Annotated in this window: 14 protein-coding genes, 1 tRNA gene and 1 pseudogene; 9 read left to right on the top strand and 7 right to left on the bottom strand. The window is 53.7% G+C overall.

Going from position 1 to position 16571, the window contains the following annotated elements; translation table 11 throughout:
* Positions 1–39 precede the first annotated feature (39 nt).
* Complete coding sequence (gene deoC / locus JRC49_11650; GenBank protein QTE70448.1) at positions 40–771, bottom strand: deoxyribose-phosphate aldolase; 732 nt, start codon at positions 769–771, stop codon at positions 40–42.
* Positions 772–874: 103 nt separating this feature from the next.
* The gene (locus tag JRC49_11645; GenBank protein ID QTE70447.1) at positions 875–2284 is read right to left on the bottom strand and encodes a L,D-transpeptidase family protein; all 1410 of its coding nucleotides are present in this window, start codon (positions 2282–2284) and stop codon (positions 875–877) included.
* Positions 2285–2472: 188 nt separating this feature from the next.
* On the opposite strand from JRC49_11645, the gene JRC49_11640 reads away from it, so the two are divergent.
* From JRC49_11640 to JRC49_11630, 3 genes are all read left to right on the top strand, one after another.
* A tRNA-Ala gene (locus tag JRC49_11640) sits at positions 2473–2545 on the top strand.
* 705 nt (positions 2546–3250) lie between these two features.
* The gene (locus JRC49_11635; protein ID QTE70446.1) at positions 3251–4777 is read left to right on the top strand and encodes a CotH kinase family protein; all 1527 of its coding nucleotides are present in this window, start codon (positions 3251–3253) and stop codon (positions 4775–4777) included.
* A 17-nt stretch (positions 4778–4794) separates the two neighbouring features.
* Positions 4795–5349, top strand: a complete 555-nt coding sequence (locus JRC49_11630) for a flavodoxin family protein (GenBank protein QTE70445.1) — start codon at positions 4795–4797, stop codon at positions 5347–5349.
* 213 nt (positions 5350–5562) lie between these two features.
* On the opposite strand, the gene JRC49_11625 is transcribed toward JRC49_11630, so the two are convergent.
* Entirely contained in the window at positions 5563–6360 is a 798-nt protein-coding gene (locus JRC49_11625) for a class I SAM-dependent methyltransferase (GenBank protein ID QTE70444.1), read from the bottom strand.
* A gap of 722 nt (positions 6361–7082) precedes the next feature.
* Positions 7083–7832, bottom strand: coding sequence for an AAA family ATPase (locus JRC49_11620; protein ID QTE70443.1), 750 nt, complete (start codon positions 7830–7832; stop codon positions 7083–7085).
* A gap of 198 nt (positions 7833–8030) precedes the next feature.
* Here JRC49_11620 and JRC49_11615 point away from each other — a divergent pair, with 198 nt between their 5' ends.
* From JRC49_11615 to JRC49_11595, 5 genes and pseudogenes are all read left to right on the top strand, one after another.
* Positions 8031–9260 carry an aminopeptidase gene (locus JRC49_11615; GenBank protein ID QTE70442.1) on the top strand — a complete coding sequence of 410 codons (1230 nt, stop codon included), beginning with the start codon at positions 8031–8033 and terminating at the stop codon, positions 9258–9260.
* 47 nt (positions 9261–9307) lie between these two features.
* A pseudogene (locus tag JRC49_11610) lies at positions 9308–9939 on the top strand (MBL fold metallo-hydrolase).
* Between the two features lie 33 nt (positions 9940–9972).
* Entirely contained in the window at positions 9973–10731 is a 759-nt protein-coding gene (locus JRC49_11605; protein QTE70441.1) for a class I SAM-dependent methyltransferase, read from the top strand.
* Between the two features lie 20 nt (positions 10732–10751).
* On the top strand, positions 10752–11516 hold the full coding sequence (locus JRC49_11600; GenBank protein ID QTE70440.1) for a class I SAM-dependent methyltransferase: 765 nt from the start codon (positions 10752–10754) through the stop codon (positions 11514–11516).
* 41 nt (positions 11517–11557) lie between these two features.
* Positions 11558–11875, top strand: a complete 318-nt coding sequence (locus JRC49_11595) for a hypothetical protein (protein QTE70439.1) — start codon at positions 11558–11560, stop codon at positions 11873–11875.
* Between the two features lie 65 nt (positions 11876–11940).
* Here the strand turns inward: JRC49_11595 and JRC49_11590 are convergent, their stop codons facing one another.
* On the bottom strand, positions 11941–13023 hold the full coding sequence (locus JRC49_11590) for a M48 family metallopeptidase (protein ID QTE70438.1): 1083 nt from the start codon (positions 13021–13023) through the stop codon (positions 11941–11943).
* Positions 13024–13293: 270 nt separating this feature from the next.
* Between JRC49_11590 and JRC49_11585 the strand changes: the two genes are divergently transcribed.
* Complete coding sequence (locus JRC49_11585) at positions 13294–14055, top strand: leucine-rich repeat domain-containing protein (protein ID QTE70437.1); 762 nt, start codon at positions 13294–13296, stop codon at positions 14053–14055.
* Between the two features lie 75 nt (positions 14056–14130).
* On the opposite strand, the gene JRC49_11580 is transcribed toward JRC49_11585, so the two are convergent.
* Together JRC49_11580 and JRC49_11575 are read right to left on the bottom strand one after the other, a co-directional pair.
* Positions 14131–15081, bottom strand: a complete 951-nt coding sequence (locus tag JRC49_11580; protein ID QTE70436.1) for a GNAT family N-acetyltransferase — start codon at positions 15079–15081, stop codon at positions 14131–14133.
* 254 nt (positions 15082–15335) lie between these two features.
* Positions 15336–16571 (bottom strand): amidase, encoded by a 1236-nt coding sequence (locus JRC49_11575; protein QTE70435.1) that lies wholly within the window; start codon positions 16569–16571, stop codon positions 15336–15338.

The following is a 16571-nucleotide window of genomic DNA, read 5'->3' as shown; positions in this document are numbered from 1 at the left end:
TTCTGAATTCTTAATTCTGAATTTGTCTGTCCTTCGGACTCAATATCCACCAGACATCTCTTTGAGATCTTCAATCTCTTTCAGTGTGCCTTCCGCATACCGCTTCTCGGCTTCCGCCATGATCTTCTCCGTGGCGCTCACACCGCAGCGGCTTGCTCCGACGGCCCGTGCGGACAGGACCGTATCAAGGTCCCGGATGCCGCCGGAGCCCTTAATTCGGATTGCCTCCGACACATTGGCCCGCATCAGCTTCAGATCCTCAATCGTACATCCGGCAGAGCCGTAACCCGTGCTGGTCTTGACGAAGTCCGCACCGGCTTTCTCGCTCAGATGGCAGGCAAGGATCTTTTCCTCTTCTGTCAGGTAGCAGGTTTCGAGAATGACCTTCAGGATGGCGCCGGCCGCGTGGGCGGTCTCAGCCAGCTGACGGATCTCATTCTCCACATAGTCGGCGTCGCCGTGCTTCAGCTTGCCGATATTGAGGACCATGTCCAGCTCCTCGCAGCCTTCAGCCAGCGCCTGCTTTGCCTCAGCCACCTTGACGGCGGTCTGGTGCGCGCCGTGGGGGAAGCCGATTACGGTGCAGACCTTCACAGGGCTGCCCTTCAGCATTTCACTCAGGATCGGCACGTCGCAGGGGCGCGCGCACACGCTTGCTGTCTGATATTTCAGGGCGACCTCGCAGCCGCGCCGTATATCGTCTTCTGTCAGCCAGGGCTGAAGCGTTGAATGATCAAGCATCGCGGCGATATCTTTCGGGGTCAGAGCCATGGATACATCCTCCTTCATGCGATAAAAATCCGCATAATATACTAAATAGTTTTATTTCGTTGTCAATGACTTTTTTTCCTTCATTTATATAGGAAAAGATAAATTAGTCGTCCAGGATGAGGATTCGGGTGTGATACGGCAGGTGGATCCACAGCCAGTACATGTTGATCGGACTGCCTTCCCGGAGGAAAAGGCTGACCCTCGTGCAGCCGTGGGAAGCCTTCTTTCCCAGCAGCTGCTCGTTGTTGGAATAGTCCCGGGAACGGCCGTTCCGGACGTAGCCCACGCCGTGGATATAGTTGCCGCCGTCATACCGCAGCGGATACTCATACCGGTATCCCTCCTGGGCAAAGCTGGCGCCCGTATGCACATCCGTCAGGAATGCCCCGGGCGGCGTCTCCCGGTAGGAATTGCCCGGGGTCACCAGGCCGGTGGAAACCGGTACGGTGCCGATCCGCTTCCCGTCCTCAAATACGGTCAGCGTCTGTTCCTTCTTGTCAATCAGCACCCCGTAGTGCGGGTTCGGATTGTAAACCGTCAGGTTCTTGACCAGGTAATAGCCTTCCACCATCTGGCCGTCCTCGTGGCGGGCAGCCCGGACGTGCGCCCACACACCGTCAGTGTCCAGGATCTCCAGTCCCTGCAGGGCGCACCGCAGCGTACCGATCGGCCGTGTACCTGTCTTCGGCGTCCCGTACAGGTTAAAGCGGCGGAAGGTTCCGTTGTCGTTGATGACCACGGAGGGTTTCATCATGATCTCCCAGATTTCCTCATCGCTCATGCCCCTCTCCGGCATCACCGGGCCGGTAGCCGCGATTGCCGGCTTCTCCGGTGCTTTATCCACGATCGTCAGCGGGAAAGTGTGATCATAGGCCGGGTTCAGCTTGCTCCACATCCGGACCGTGTATTCCCCTGGGCTGAGCTTGTGCCGGGTATCGATCGATCCGCGCCAGTTGATGCAGACGCCGTCCGGATCCCGCACGCTTTCATCCCGGGTATAGACAATGTTGCCATCTTTATCCTTGACCTCCATCGCCACCAGGCAGGTCGCGGACACATAGCACTCCACAAACCATTTGTCCCCACCCTCCAGGTACATCGTATCCGAGGAAGGCAGCGCGTAAACCAGCGTCTCCGTTGTTCCGCTGATGTTGAATTTCTTTTCCTTCGCCAGTTCCTTTCCGTCCGGCGTCTTCACCTTTACCACAAAACGGTAGGGCCCGGCAAACATCCGCTCGCCGTTTTCTCCCAGTCCGTCCCAGGGCAGAATGTTTTCCCCGTCCTTCAGCTGTTCCTTCCGGACCATCCACAGGTTCTGCGTCCCGTCAAACAGCTTCAGTTCCGCCTCTCCGGCCACCGGGGACTGGATCACAATCTCGCAGGGCGTATATCCCTTCACCGTCTCCGGCAGGGAGATGCTCAGCTCCCCCGTTTCCGCCGAAACAGGCAAAATAAAAAAGAGCAGGCATGCTATACACAACCCAAGAAGCCAGGCCCGCATCCGCACAGCCATCTCCCTCTCTCCTTCACATTCATCTGTAATCCGGATTATACCGAAAACAAAGCCCTCCGTCAAAAATCCCTTGCCTTTTCTTCCCAACTGTGATATACTTCCGCACGCAGTCGAAAGACTGAGTCGTCTCCAGACCCGCAGACGTAAAACGCGGGAGACTACACCGGAGTTTTCCGGTAGTCATATATGGGGCATTAGCACAGTTGGTAGCGCGCGACATTCGCATTGTCGAGGTCAGGGGTTCGACTCCCCTATGCTCCACAAAACAAAATCACCACCCTTCATGGGTGGTGATTTTCGTTTATGTGTGCAAGGGGAAGTCGACCCCTGTCTCGACAACGCGAAGCATTGGAGAGGGGCGGAGCCGAAGCGCTGCCGGTGGCAGATGAAGCGAGGCGGAAGCCTGGTGAGCAAAGGAGTCTGCCGAACGGCAGAGAAGGCAGACGACTATTGCGAACCTGACCGAACGAACGAAGTGAAGTGAGACGGGGTTCGACTCCCCTATGCTCCACAAAAAATCAAGGCCACCCTTCACGGGTGGTCTTGTTTTTTGTTTGTCGCCTAGGGGGAGTCGAACCCCTGGGCTCTCCAATGCACAATGTGCATTGGAGAGGCAAACGAAGGAAGCGTCAGCCCAGTGGGCTGTCCTGCGCAGCAGGAAGCGACCTGAGTTTGTTAGCGCGAAAGGGAGGGCAAGTCCCGCTCCAAGGGACTTGAACGACCATTGAGCGAACGGAACAGGGGTTCGGCTCCCCTATGCGACTAAAACTTGTAAAGATCCGTGGACTGAACAAAAACCGAACACTTGATCAATAACCCCATCAGTTTTAAGTCTTAAGTTTTCAGTATTCATTCCCCTCATTTGACTTTCCCCTCCCCCTTCTGTAGAATGAACCCATAGCTTCCAAAACCCCACACCTTTTCAGTTCCTTTTTCCATACCTTTCTACAGGGAGGAACCTGCAGTATGAAACATACGAAAGCATTCCTTGCAGCACTGTTATTCACAGCACTCCTTCTTTGCTGCGCCTGTGCGCAGGCAGCCAGCAGGCTGCTGCCCCTGGTTTCCATCAAAACCGTTGACAAGAAAGAAGGTACCCGCTTTGTAACTGACCCTGTCAAGGGCAACGTCTCCGCGGCAATCGCCTCCTGGACGCCCAATTACAAGATTCCTCCCGAACCCTATTATGTCGAATGCACCGTCTCCTATACCGGAACCGACGGCAAAACCTCCGTCGACAAGATGCAGGCGCAGGTCAAGGTCAGGGGCAACTGGACCACCAGCTATGAGAAAAAGCCGCTGCGGATCAAATTCGCGGAAAAGCAGTCCATGGGTGAGCTCAACGGAGGCCAGGCTTTCAAAAACTGGCTTCTGCTGGCGGAATACAAGGACCTTTCCATGCTGCGGAACAAGACAGCCTTTAAAATGGCGCACCAGATCCTTGACGAAGGCCTTTACTGCTCCGACTGCGAGCTGGTCGAGGTGGAGATCAACGGCAAATACTGGGGCGTATACCTCCTCGCGGAGCAGCAGGAGGCGGCCAAGGGTCGCGTGAACGTACCGGAACCCAAAGAGGGAGAGGTCGAACCGGACGTGGGATACCTGGTAGAATTTGACGCGTATTACACGCTGGAAGACCCCCTGTACACTTTCACCATCGACTACAACGATTATGCGCCGCTGATTCCGTTTAACGGTGCCCCGACGCCGAAGGCATTCACGCCGCTTTGCACGGATTACAAACACAAAAAGGACCTTGTGGGCTACACAATCAAGAGCAATATCCGCTCCGAAGTCCAGCGTGACACGATCCGGAACTTTATCTCCAACGCATACGACATCATGTATTCCGCCGCCTATGACGGTACAGCCCTGGAGATGACCGAAGATTTCAGCAGTACCGTACCTTCGTCTATGACGCCCCGGGAAGCCGTCGAGGCTGTCGTCGACGTCCGCTCCCTTGCGGAAATGTATATCCTGAGTGAGATCACCTGCGATCCGGATATTTACTATTCCAGCTTTTTCATGAGTGCCGACCTCAGCAGCAACGGTGACAAAAAACTGCGGTTTGAGGCTCCCTGGGACTTCGATTCGTCCATGGGAAACCGTTATGTGATCGAATCCGGGCGCGGGTACCACGCGGCCAATGTGGTGGACGACGTGAATCATGAGTATCGGGCAATCAACCCCTGGCTCGCCGTGCTTATACAGCAGGATTGGTACAAGGACATCATCGCCAACAAGTGGACGGATCTTTACGACCGGGGAGTGTTCACCGAAATCATTGAGTCGATCCGTTCTGACAGCCAGAAATATAAATCTGCTTTCACGAAAAACTATAAACGCTGGAGCAATATGAGAGACAAGTCTCCCATCGACTATGAACTGAACCGGGAAGCCTTTGCCTGCAAAAACGAGGCGGAATCCGCCGAGCAGCTTGCGCACTGGCTTGAAAAACGGATCGCTTTCATGAACGAAGTATGGCATAAATAAGCAGAAACAGGAGCACAATGAAAACACTGATACTGAACGGTTCCCCGAGGGCAAACGGCGACACCGCCAGCCTGATCAAGGAACTGACGAAGAAACTGCCCGGGGAATACGAAATCGTAAACGCATATCAATGCGACGTTTCCCCCTGTGTTGACTGCCGTTACTGCTGGGAACACAGCGGCTGCGCCATCACCGACGGAATGCAGGAAATCTATGACTATATCCAGGAATGTGACAACATCCTGATCGCTTCCCCGGTGTATTTTTCAGAGCTGACAGGCAAACTGTTGGATCTGGGAAGCAGGCTCCAGACCTATTACTGCGCCGCGTTCTTTCGAAAGGAAAAACCAATCGCAAAAGAGAAAAAAGGCGCTGTGATCCTGGTTGGCGGCGGGGACGGCCGTATGGAAAAGGCTTACAGCACTGCCCGGACCCTTTTACGTCATATGAACTGTCAATCCATTCATGATCTGGTATCCAGCCACAACACCAATGAAACACCTGCCGCAGATGACGCAAATGCCCTTCAGGGTATAGACAGCATCATCAACTTCTTCACCAATCCCCACTAAACGCACAGCAGCCTCATCCTGATATATGCCCGGATTCCCGGACACATTGATGATCGATGCTCAACTCATAGTGCCCGCAGGCATTCATTGTTGCAGTTTTCAATGAGCCAAATATCAGCCTGGTGGGCTGTCAAATGAGGCAAACAGAAAATCCGAACCCATAAAAGGTTCGGATTCATTTTTTCGGCTGGCAGGGTATTTCCCCTCCCCATATTATCCCGCATATCCCCGGGCTATAAACATTCCGTACTCTTTGGGCAGATCCACCACACCGTTTACGGCATGCTCTGCTATGATTTCCTTCAGCCGTTCCACCGGAACGTCATTCAAAGCCTTGAGCGAAGCCAGACTGGTCAGATAGCTTACAAGATCGTCAATATCCGTTATGTGAAGGGAATCCTTGTAGATCCTTGCCTCAATCTCTGAAAAAGCAGTCTTTAATTTCTGTGCTCCGTTCTGCATCGTGAAATTATGGTTGGGATTGAAGTTCTCCCCGCTGAGCTTAAACCATTCGGCAAGCTGCTCAACAAAGTTGTTTTCTCCCAGGGTCGCACAATAGAACGTTCCGTCGTCCTTCAGTACTCTTCTGACTTCGCTGATTCCTTTATTGATGTCGGGAACATGATAAAGCATGGAATTGGCAATCACCATGTCAAAGGTGTTGTCCTCAAACGGCAGGTCCTGGATATCCGCCACCCGATACTCAATCTGATCCTTTTCTCCCAGGTTCTTTCTCGCAGTTTCGAGCATTCCCTCCGAAAAGTCCGTGAGCACAAGTTTTCCAAACTGACTGATCAGTTCATCCCTTCCGATCCACAGGCTTCCCGTACCGCATCCCAGTTCCAGGACCTTCATTCCTGCGCTGATCTGGTAATTTGAAACAATCCAGTTTCCATATCCAAGTTTGTTGGTTGAATACTTGTCATGGAACGAAATCCTGGTATCCAGTCCATTGGATGTTTTATACTGTTCCTTCACCGCTTCGGTATTATTGGAGCTTCCAATCTGCATATTTCTTCCTCCTGTATATTTTCAATGCTGGTCTTATCCGGTTTACCGGTCCAGCATTTTGCCCATTTCAATCCGCATATCATGTTTCTCCGGGTCATGGTTTGAATAGGCATATCTGTCAAAACCGATGACCTGGAAGCCGTTCTTCTTATAAAAGGATATCGCCTTGTAATAAAACTCTGGGTCTCATGCACGGCCATTTATATTCATCATAGTCCAGTTGCCTGATATCCATTTTTCTCTCCATCAATCTTGATAGGTGTACTTTTTTATTTACCTTCCGTGCAGCGGCACGCTCTTCTCTCTTCACTCATCACTCTGATGTTCAGATTGCGTTCCCGATTGCAAACGGGCTGGGAGATCTTTCGACGCGTTCGCTACGCTCACTTGCTCAAGATGACACCCAAAGCACATTGAATAACTCGCAGCGCCCACGTTGTCATTCCCGCCGCAGCGGATCATTCTGCATTCTTCATTCTTAATTGTTGAGGAGTTGTCCAAATCTATGATTTGGGTAACAACTCCCATGCTACAGCTGTCAAAGGCGCACAGCCGCTTTGGGCGAAGAACCGATGACCGCCAGTGGCGGAAATCTCATCGGGTCTAAGGTCAATCGAAAGGGAGCAAACTCCACAGTGTGGAGTTGCGACCATTGAGATTGCGGAATACAGCGATCACAGCATTTGTCATCGCAAAGCGATGACACCGCCTCCTACCTGTCTCTATTCCCTTCCCAGGATTTCGTCTACTGCGCTTTCCGGGTTCTGCAGGAACCTTACCGTTGTCCGGTAGTGATCCGTATCCTGGAAGCGCACGCTGTCAATTCCTTCCTCACGGATCTGGTAAACCTCCGCGCCCGGGAATGCCAGCAGCATCGGGGAATGAGTCGCGATAATAAACTGGCTGTCCCTCCGGACCAGCTCATCCATATTCTGCATCAGCCGGATGATTCCCCGGGGCGACATGGCCGCTTCCGGCTCATCCAGGATATACAGTCCCTGTCCTCCGAACCGGTTCTCCACAAGCGCCAGGAAGCTTTCTCCATGGGACTGCCTGTGCAGGGATACACCGCCGTAACTGTTAATCACAGGGCCCCCGCACCCGGGCTCCCTGTCCATCTGGTCAATGTTGGACGCCACGTTATAAAAACTCTCCGCCCGGAGGAAGAAACCGTCCCGCGGATGGAGAAATCCCCGCACAACCTTCAGGTAATTGCACAGCTCCGAATGGGAGTTCTCCGTGGAAAAATGGAAGTTCTTCGTTCCGCCCTCCGGATTGAAGCCCTGGGAGATCGCCAGCGCCTCAATCAGCGTGGATTTCCCGGATCCGTTCTCCCCGACAAAGAAAGTCACCTGCTTATGGAATGTAATCCCGTCGTCCGCCAGATGCTTTACCACCGGCAGCTTTGCCAGATAGTTTTCCCGGGGCAGCTGTTCCAGCAGGCCCATGCTCCGGATATACAGATCCCTCATTCAGCACTTTCCTTTCCGTCCGTAATGTATCTGTATTCATAATACCATGAATATCAAATACGCGTGTATTTTTCTTTCGTTTCCGCCGCGTATATGGTACAATTGGGAGCATTCATTCGTAAACCCGTCCAATAGCATTTGCAGTGTTCCCTGACCAAGATCATATCTATACCATATCATTCCCGGGAGGAACTCTTCATGAAACAGACCGTCCTTCGCAACTATGCGAAACTGATTGCCCGCATGGGCGTCAACATCCAGAAAGGCCAGGAGGTTATCATCTATTGTGAACTCGACCAGCCCAGATTCGTGGAAATGCTGGTGGACGAGTGCTATAAAGCCGGTGCCGGAAGAGTCAGAGTGGAATTCGGTCACCAGCCGCTCTATAAGCTGAACGTCCGTCACCGGAGTGTCACTTCCCTGGCTAAAGTTGAGGAATGGGAAAAGGTCCGCCTCCAGCACTATGTGGATACGCTGCCCGCCTCCATCACCCTGATCTCCGCCGATCCGGACGGCCTGAAGGGTATCAATCAGGCAAAGGTGGCGAAAGCGGATCAGAAAAGCTGGCCCATTTACAAGCCCTACTTTGATGCCATGGAGAACAAGTATCAGTGGTGTATCGCCGCTGTTCCCGGCGCCGCCTGGGCAAAGAAAGTCTTCCCCGGCCTGCCGAAGGGCAGAGCCATTGAAAAGCTCTGGGAAGCGATCCTTTTCACTTCCCGTGCCACCGATGATCCCATTGCCGCCTGGGAAGCCCACAACAAGGACCTGCATGACCGCTGCGTCTTCCTCAACAACCTGGGCATCGCTGAACTGCGCTACAGGGGTGATAACGGCACCAACCTGACCGTTGGACTGATCCCGGAGGGAACCTTCACCGGCGGCGTCGATACCACCATCGGCGGTGTCCCTTTCGACGCCAATATTCCCAGCGAGGAATGCTACACCTCTCCCATGCGTGGGAAAGCTGAAGGCATTGTCTATGCCACCAAGCCCCTTTCCTACAACGGCCAGCTCATTGAAAACTTCTGGGTACGCTTTGAAAACGGAAAGGCTGTGGAAGTCCATGCCGAAAAGAACCAGGCCCTGCTGGAGCAGATGATCTCCATGGATGAGGGCGCGGCTTACCTGGGCGAATGCGCCCTGGTGCCGGTCAATTCCCCGATTTCCGAATCCGGAATCCTGTTCTACGAAACCCTCTTTGATGAGAACGCCGCCTGCCATCTGGCGCTGGGCATGGGCTTCACCAACACCATCCGCGGCTTTGAAAACAAAACAGTGGATGAATGCCGCGAAATGGGTATCAACGATTCCATGGAACACAATGATTTCATGATCGGCTACGAAGGCCTGGATATCGACGCGGTCACCAGGGACGGCAAAACCGTTCCGATCTTCCGCCGGGGCAAATGGGCCTTTGACGTCTGAGTCAATCCATCTTCATCTTCACTTCACTTTCAGACAGGAGCAAATCTATGACTACAATCAAGCGGATCAAAGGCGGCACGGATAACTGCTACCTGATCACCGAAGCACCAAAGCAATCCTTGTGGACACCGCCAGCAAACAGTGTCTGGATCAGGTGATTGCGGAGTGCGATAAGTATGAAATGAAACTGATCGTGCTGACGCATGTCCATTTTGACCATGCGGAAAACGCGGCGGAATTATCCAAAAGATATGGTGTTCCCGTAGCCATCCATCCGAAGGACGAGGAGCTTTTTGAAAGCTTTGATAAACAGCCTTTAAAGTCTTCCGGCGTGGTGGGGACTGTGGTCCTCGGCATGTCCCTGAAGGTACTGAGAAACACCCCCGTCGAGCGGCCGAATAACCTGATCTTCGTCGGAGACGGAGATGACCTGAGCGCTTACGGCTTTAACGCCAGAGTGATCGAACTTCCCGGTCACACCCTGGGCTCCATCGGCGTGGACGTGGAGGAAAAGCACCTGCTCGTCGGCGATGAACTGGATAACTGGATCCGGCCCGGTGTGGGACACCTCTTCTATGACAGGGACGCTATCGAAAAGAGTGCCGAAAAGATCCGGGCCATGGGCGACCGGACAATCTGGTACGGTCACGGAAAGCCGACCCAAAACGGCCTGTTCTGATTTCCCCAATAAATACTTTGGAGGATAACCCCCATGAGTCATCTCTATGATCGGGCGGAGATCTATGACCTGATCGAAAACGAAAAACGGACTGAAATCATCCGGAATGACTGGAAGGAATTCCTGGGCGACCGGCAGATCCATACCCTTCTCGACGTCAGCATCGGTTCAGGCAGCATGACCCTGCCGCTCCAGGAACTCGGCATTGAGATCAGCGGATCCGACCTGAGTGAAACAATGCTTTCCCGGTGCGGGAAAAAGGCTGCCGCGAAGCAAAAACCCATTGAGCTGAAATGCAGCGATTTCAGGGATCTCTCCGTCTGGGAGGACAGGCAGTTTGACTGCGTCGCCAGCACCGGAAACTCGCTGGCCTACGTGACCAACGAAGACGTCCTGAAAGCCCTTGAAGGCATGGACGCCCACGTGAAGCCCGGCGGATACCTCTGTTTCGACTCCCGGAACTGGGAAAAGATCCGGCGGGAAAAGCAGCGTTTCTACCTGTACAATCCCTTCTTTCACAACGGCACAAGGGTCAATCTTGTCCAGGTCTGGGATCATAATCCGGACGGGTCGATCACCTTCAACCTGCTGTACACCTTTGAGCAGGAGAACAGGATCGTCCAGAAAGAAATCTTTGAGGAGCATTACAATCCCTTCCCGCTCTCTATCGTCGAAAAGAAGCTGGCGGAGCTGGGCTATGGTCCGGTCTCCCTGCGCCCGGTTCCCTGCAACTTTCCGGAAACGGACTTTGAGAAAATCGACTGGTACAGGATCATCGCGCAGAAACAATAACGGTTGTAAAGGAGATACTTATGTCCAATCAGATTCAGAATTACAGGAATGTAGTGGATCAACCCTGGGGCAGGATGTTCTATGACCTGATTTACAACCAGCTGAATCTCCCAAACGAAAAAAGGCTGAAGATCCTGGACTTTGGCGCCGGTTTCTGCCTCACGGCGGATCACTATGCGGAGCACCACGATGTCACCGCCGCGGAGCCGAACAAGGAAATGGTGAGCCTGCGCGTCAGGAGCAATAACTATACGCTGATCCCGAAGGGAACAGAATTCCTGTCTGCGGTTGCCGACAACACCTATGACGTTGTCATCTGCCACAACGTGCTGGAATATGTGGATGACATTGATTATATCCTGATACAGCTGGAACGGGTCCTGAAGCCCGGCGGAATCCTGTCGATTGTGAAGCACAATGACCTGGGCAGGGCTATGGGTTATGCGGTCCTGAATGACAATCCGAAGGCCGCCCTGGATCTGCTCAGCAAGGACCAGGCTGAGAGCAGCATGTTTGGAGACAGAAGCGTTTACAGCAACGAATACCTCGTGGATTTCCTGGCTGACCAGATGGTTCTTAAGGACGTTTTCGGGATCCGGACGTTCTACGGGCTGTCTTCCAATAATGAAATCAAGTTCACCAGTGATTGGTATCAATCCATGCTTGCCCTGGAAACAAAGGCCGCCGCAATGGATGAATACCGGAAGATCGCCTTCTTCAATCATCTGGTGTTTGAAAAAACAGCCGACAAAAGTTCACAAGAAATGACAAGAAACAATTCCTGAAACCTGCTACGATGATCCTGCACGAAGGAGGGATCATCACTATGAAACGTTGGACATCTATAGGCCCCGAATGGAAAACAGCTGACATCTTCCGCATCCGGGAGATCCTGAGGGATGAACACATTCCTTTCAAAATGCCTTTCTACGATGTCTTCTTTGCCAACACCTTCAACATGCCCTCGGAGGAGAAAAGATGGGGCATTCTGGTCCGGGTGAAGGATCTGGAAAAGGTCATTACCCTGCTGATCCGGGAAGGCCTGGCCTGCCGGGCCCTCTGGGAAGATTTCGCCGGAGAACCCTGCCGGGATGAAAGCCCCGAACGGGCTCCCGGCATCCTCTCCCCTGTCCCTTCCCGGTAATATCATTCCCGCACAGAAAACAGCCGCCGGCTTCAACAACCGGCGGCTGTATTTATTCTTTGGGATTATTCACCCAGCAGTTCCTTTTTCTTCTGCTCATACTGGTCCCAGGTGATCAGGCCTTCTTCCGCCATCTTCCGGTACCAGCGCAGTTCCTTCTCCGCTTCCGTTTCCACGGGTGCGGCCTGTACTGTCGGCTGCTCCGGTTTATCCTCGTCTTGTTTCTTCAGGCCCAGCAGGCCGAGGATATCAAACGGCTCCGGCTTCTGCGGCTCGGCAGGGGAAGCGGGAGCATCATTCACTGGTGCCTCCTCCGCGGGCTTTGCCTCCGCCGGATCCGGAATGCCGTTCAGGATCCGGTTGAACAGATCGCTCTTTGCCCACTCGCCGCACTCCATCGCCCGGACCGCGGTCAGCGGATGGCTGATCTGGCTCATGATCATATACTCCAGCGTCTTGTTCCAGGCGCTTCCATTAATCATTTCCTTGTAGTCCGCCGCCTGCTGCAGGAAGGCGTCGATGTTCGCGTCGGCCATAATGTCCTTGTCCCACCCGGCCAGACGCATACAGACTTCCTGCATTTTGCTTGCTGTTCCGTCACAGAGCACAGCCGCCCGGTCCGCGGAAAACTCACTGCACCGCATCCAGTAATAGAACGCCACCTGCAGCGGCACGGTCAGCAGGCCGCCCAGCTTTATCACCGAGGAGATGGCCGTGGACGCTCCGCTGAGCACCAGCCGGCCCATGGTCCTGTACAGCGCGTGATGGCAGGCGATATGCCCGCATTCATGGGCCAGGATGGTCGGGATCAGGTCTTCCGGAAGTGCTTTCAGCAATCCGGAGGTGAGCACAATAAAGGGATTGGAATCGCCGTAGGTATATGCGTTGGGTTTCACGTCCAGCTCCAGGTACAGATCCGGCACCGGAATCCCCAGCTTCTCGCAGATCGGCGGCAGCATGTCATAGTACTTCTTCATCTGGTTGTCCCCCAGCTTAATCCGGGTGGACATGTTCAGGATCTTCTCCTGGGGTTCATTCCATAGATTCATGAATCCCTTGGTCAGCAGGGAAAAACCCGGGATGGCCTGCAAAGCCTTCAGGGCTGACCTGTCGGAATCATGCGTATACCTTTCAGGATCAAAAGACATCTTTATTCCTCCTTCAGCATTTATATCATCTGATTATGTTCGTGCCGTTTCACATTCGCTTTGTATTATACACGATTCTCTGCCGCCGGGCACTTCATTTCCTTTTTCTATTTCCATTTTGCAAATTCTTTTCCGTTTGCATACTTTTTGCATTGTTTACACCATCGTTACATCGCTGTGAATTCACTGTAACACGCCTCATGTTACAGTCAGATTACAGTCAGGCCTGCCCGATACGGCCGGCCAAAATAAAAAAAGGGGGATATTATCATGAAAAAACTACTGGTTATGCTGCTGGCGCTGCTGCTCGCCTGCGGAGCAATCCTTGCCGGTGCCGCTGCTGAGGAACAAAGCCCGTATACCTACACGGTGAAGAGTGCCCACACCGCGGAGCTCCGCTGTATCGACGAAAACATTGAGACTGCCATCATCCCGGCGCAAATCGACGGATACTGGATCACATCCCTGGCTGAAGACGCGTTTTTCGGCTGCACAAAACTGAAGAAGGTCGTTATCCCGTCCACTGTTAAGGAACTGGGTGTTTGCGCTCTGTCCTGCTGCTACAGCCTGAAAGATCTTACAATCCCTCACGGCGTCACAACCATCAAGGGGCAGACCTTCATGTACAACATCGACATGCGGTCCATCTCCATCCCCAGCACCGTGAAAAAGATCGGCGACGGTGTATTCAACTACTGCGATCAGCTGAAGTATGTCCGTATTTCCCGCGGCAACAGCTACTATGAAACCAAAGGCAAGCTGCTGATCGAAAAGAAAACCAAGAGGATCGTAAGCTCCTTCGGCACCATCAATGGCGAATACACCATTCCCTTCGGCATCAAGGAAATTGCCAGCGTTGCCTTCCAGGGACAGAACGGCATGACCGTCCTCACCATCCCGAGCACCGTGAAGAAGATTGAGAATCTGGCATTCGTCAACTGCGACAACCTGACCTGCAAGGTCACCCTCGGTTCCTATGCCCACAAGTACTGCAAAGACAACGGCATTCCTTATATCATCGCTAAGAAATAATGGCTGACAGGGATCTCCATCCTATTCATAAAACGGGCTGCCTCATCCAGAGGCAGCCCACTTCTTTTCCCCATGTTATATTTCCCGGATCCAGGTGGTCATGTTTTCCCCGAAGCACAGTTCCCCAAAGGGTTTCAGTTCCCCGGTGTCCTCAAAGCCAAGCTTCCGATGCAAGTTCCTGGAAGCCTCATTGTCCTTTTCGATATAGGAGCAGACCGTTTCCCCGCCCGCGGCGCACCGGCCGATCCGGGTCAGCACCTTTCGGATCATCTTATCCGCGATCCCCTGTCCGCGGCAGTCTTCCGCCACGATCAGATCCCCGATGTACCAGCTCCGCGAATCTTCCGGGCTGCGCATGGCGTTCACCGCGCCGGCCACCCGTTCTCCCCGGAAGGCTGTCACCGTGAAAAACTTCGGATACTGTCCGGTCACTGATGCGTTCTTCAGGAACCACAGCAGGAAAGCCGGGTTCTCCTGCACCTCGTGCTGCAGCCCGTAAACCGCCAGCCGCGTATGATCCGGCATCGGGTGCTTCCGGTCAAAAATCTCATACCGGAAATCGCCCAGCGTATCCGTAATATACACCTTTGTCGGCTGCCCGTAATCGGTAAGATCCAGCCCGATCTCCTCAAAGCCGTACTGTTCATAGTATCCGATGTGATCCGTGCAGAGGTAGGCGGTGTCATATCCCATGCTGCCCAGCACGCCCCGTGCGTGGTTCAGGATCATCTCCCCGAACCCTTTTCCGCCGCGCATCCCGGGATCCACAAACAGCGTGGTGATGAAAGGCGTCAGCTCTGTATGGATGGTCAGCCGGTCTTTTTCTTCCAGCTGGTAAAACCCGGTCACCCGGGTCCCTTCCGGACTCGTCACCAGCATCACCCACGTCTGGGGAAACTGTTCCGCGCTGACGCTCCTGTCCGCCGTCCGGGCGAAGACGCCGCTGACCTTTTCCCACTTTTCCCGGCAGTAGGCCTTCACCTGTTCACAGAGCTCCGGATTATTCCTCACTGATTCAAATGTCATCTGCTTTATGCTCCTTCCGCAGTCAAACAAAAAAGTGTTCCCGAAATCGAGAACACTGTACTTTCCGTATCAACCTGTGCCCGCTGACTGCTTCAGGCGGCTTTCGGTGAATGACAGAAGTTCTCAATCCGGTATGCCTGGTAAACCATGTCACTCACCTGCCTTTCAAAGATTAATCTTATTACACCAGAAGTCTTTCCCCTTGTCAACCCGAAATTACCGGCCTCAGAAGCCCGGAATTTCCCGAATGCCCTTCACATTTTCAGCATCACCTGTTCAATCGCCAGGGCGGCTTCATACAGCCTGTATTCATCCTTTCCGTACAGGATCACTGCCTCATTCACGCCGTCCGGGTTTTTCATTTTTCCTGCCACCGTAACCGTCGGCAGACCGCAGAAATGCATGATGCTTGTCGGTCCCGTCATCAGGACAGCGTCATAATCCTCAATCTCCGCCGTGACCCTCGCAATGGTTTCCTTGCGAACTTCCAGGGCGTCCAGATAGGGTTTCTCCTGAAGCCCGCCGGGCATTTCATCCAGTGCTGCCCGCAGGAGAGTGTCCCCGTACTTCATCATGGTATCCGGATTGGCTTCATAATACGCCACGATCTCCGCCAGGGTTTTCCGTCCGGCTGTGGATTTAGCCAGGTAGTCTTCCAGCATCGGCCGGAATTCGCACTTCATGATCGTCACCATTTCAGGCGCCGCTCCCTGGTCCACCTCACCGGTCACGGCTCCGCCTGCTTTCAGATTCTTCAGCAAGCTGTTCAGAAAGCGTTCCTGGCACTGAAGATGCTCCCTGTTGGCCAGGTTCATCGCAATGCGAAGCTCGTCCAGTTTGAGGGGCTTCAGTTCCAGCAGTGGTTCCTCCCGCATGGCTGAATACAGTTTCAGCGCGTCGGTCAGGTTTCGTGCCATGGCTCCTGCGCTGTCCAGCGTCCGCGCAATGGGAACAATTCCTTCCGCCGACAGTGTGCCCACCGGCGGTTTCAGCCCGCAGATGCCGTTGAACATCGCGCAGGCGGTCACGGAGTGGGAGGTATCCGTTCCCACAGCCATCGGTACAATTCCTGCCGCAACCGCTACCGCCGATCCGGAGGAAGAACCAGTTGGCGAAAGCTTCGGATTCACCGCGTGAATCACCTGTCCGCCCCGGGAGCTGTACCCGCCCGGCATACCCTCGGTTGTGAAATTGGCGAACTCCGTCATGTTCGTTTTCCCCAGGATCACCGCACCGTTCCTGCGCAGGTTCCGGATCACCGGCGCGTCCTCCAGGGCAATATTGTCCGCCAGCGCCAAACTGCCCGCCGTGGTATGCAGGCCTTTCACATCAATATTATCTTTCACCAGTACGGGTACTCCGGCCAGCGGCTTTCCCTCTTTGTCCGCTTCCTGTGCTTTTGCCTGTTCCAACGCGGTTTCATCCAGTTCCGCAATGCAGTTCAGCCTATCGCTTTTTGCGAGAGCCAGCGCCTTCTCTGTCTGATTCAT

The organism is Clostridiales bacterium FE2011 (assembly GCA_017569305.1).
In the GTDB taxonomy this organism is placed as follows: Bacteria; Bacillota; Clostridia; order Christensenellales; family Aristaeellaceae; genus Aristaeella.
This window is presented reverse-complemented; position numbering and strand designations above follow the sequence as displayed.

Bases quoted from the DNA above. Each gene is read 5' to 3' on its own strand.
- deoC (QTE70448.1), bottom strand. From the start codon at position 771: ATGGCTCTGACCCCGAAAGATATCGCCGCGATGCTTGATCATTCAACG.
- JRC49_11645 (QTE70447.1), bottom strand. From the start codon at position 2,284: ATGGCTGTGCGGATGCGGGCCTGGCTTCTTGGGTTGTGTATAGCATGC.
- JRC49_11635 (QTE70446.1), top strand. From the start codon at position 3,251: ATGAAACATACGAAAGCATTCCTTGCAGCACTGTTATTCACAGCACTC.
- JRC49_11630 (QTE70445.1), top strand. From the start codon at position 4,795: ATGAAAACACTGATACTGAACGGTTCCCCGAGGGCAAACGGCGACACC.
- JRC49_11625 (QTE70444.1), bottom strand. From the start codon at position 6,360: ATGCAGATTGGAAGCTCCAATAATACCGAAGCGGTGAAGGAACAGTAT.
- JRC49_11620 (QTE70443.1), bottom strand. From the start codon at position 7,832: ATGAGGGATCTGTATATCCGGAGCATGGGCCTGCTGGAACAGCTGCCC.
- JRC49_11615 (QTE70442.1), top strand. From the start codon at position 8,031: ATGAAACAGACCGTCCTTCGCAACTATGCGAAACTGATTGCCCGCATG.
- JRC49_11605 (QTE70441.1), top strand. From the start codon at position 9,973: ATGAGTCATCTCTATGATCGGGCGGAGATCTATGACCTGATCGAAAAC.
- JRC49_11600 (QTE70440.1), top strand. From the start codon at position 10,752: ATGTCCAATCAGATTCAGAATTACAGGAATGTAGTGGATCAACCCTGG.
- JRC49_11595 (QTE70439.1), top strand. From the start codon at position 11,558: ATGAAACGTTGGACATCTATAGGCCCCGAATGGAAAACAGCTGACATC.
- JRC49_11590 (QTE70438.1), bottom strand. From the start codon at position 13,023: ATGTCTTTTGATCCTGAAAGGTATACGCATGATTCCGACAGGTCAGCC.
- JRC49_11585 (QTE70437.1), top strand. From the start codon at position 13,294: ATGAAAAAACTACTGGTTATGCTGCTGGCGCTGCTGCTCGCCTGCGGA.
- JRC49_11580 (QTE70436.1), bottom strand. From the start codon at position 15,081: ATGACATTTGAATCAGTGAGGAATAATCCGGAGCTCTGTGAACAGGTG.
- JRC49_11575 (QTE70435.1), bottom strand. From the start codon at position 16,571: ATGAATCAGACAGAGAAGGCGCTGGCTCTCGCAAAAAGCGATAGGCTG.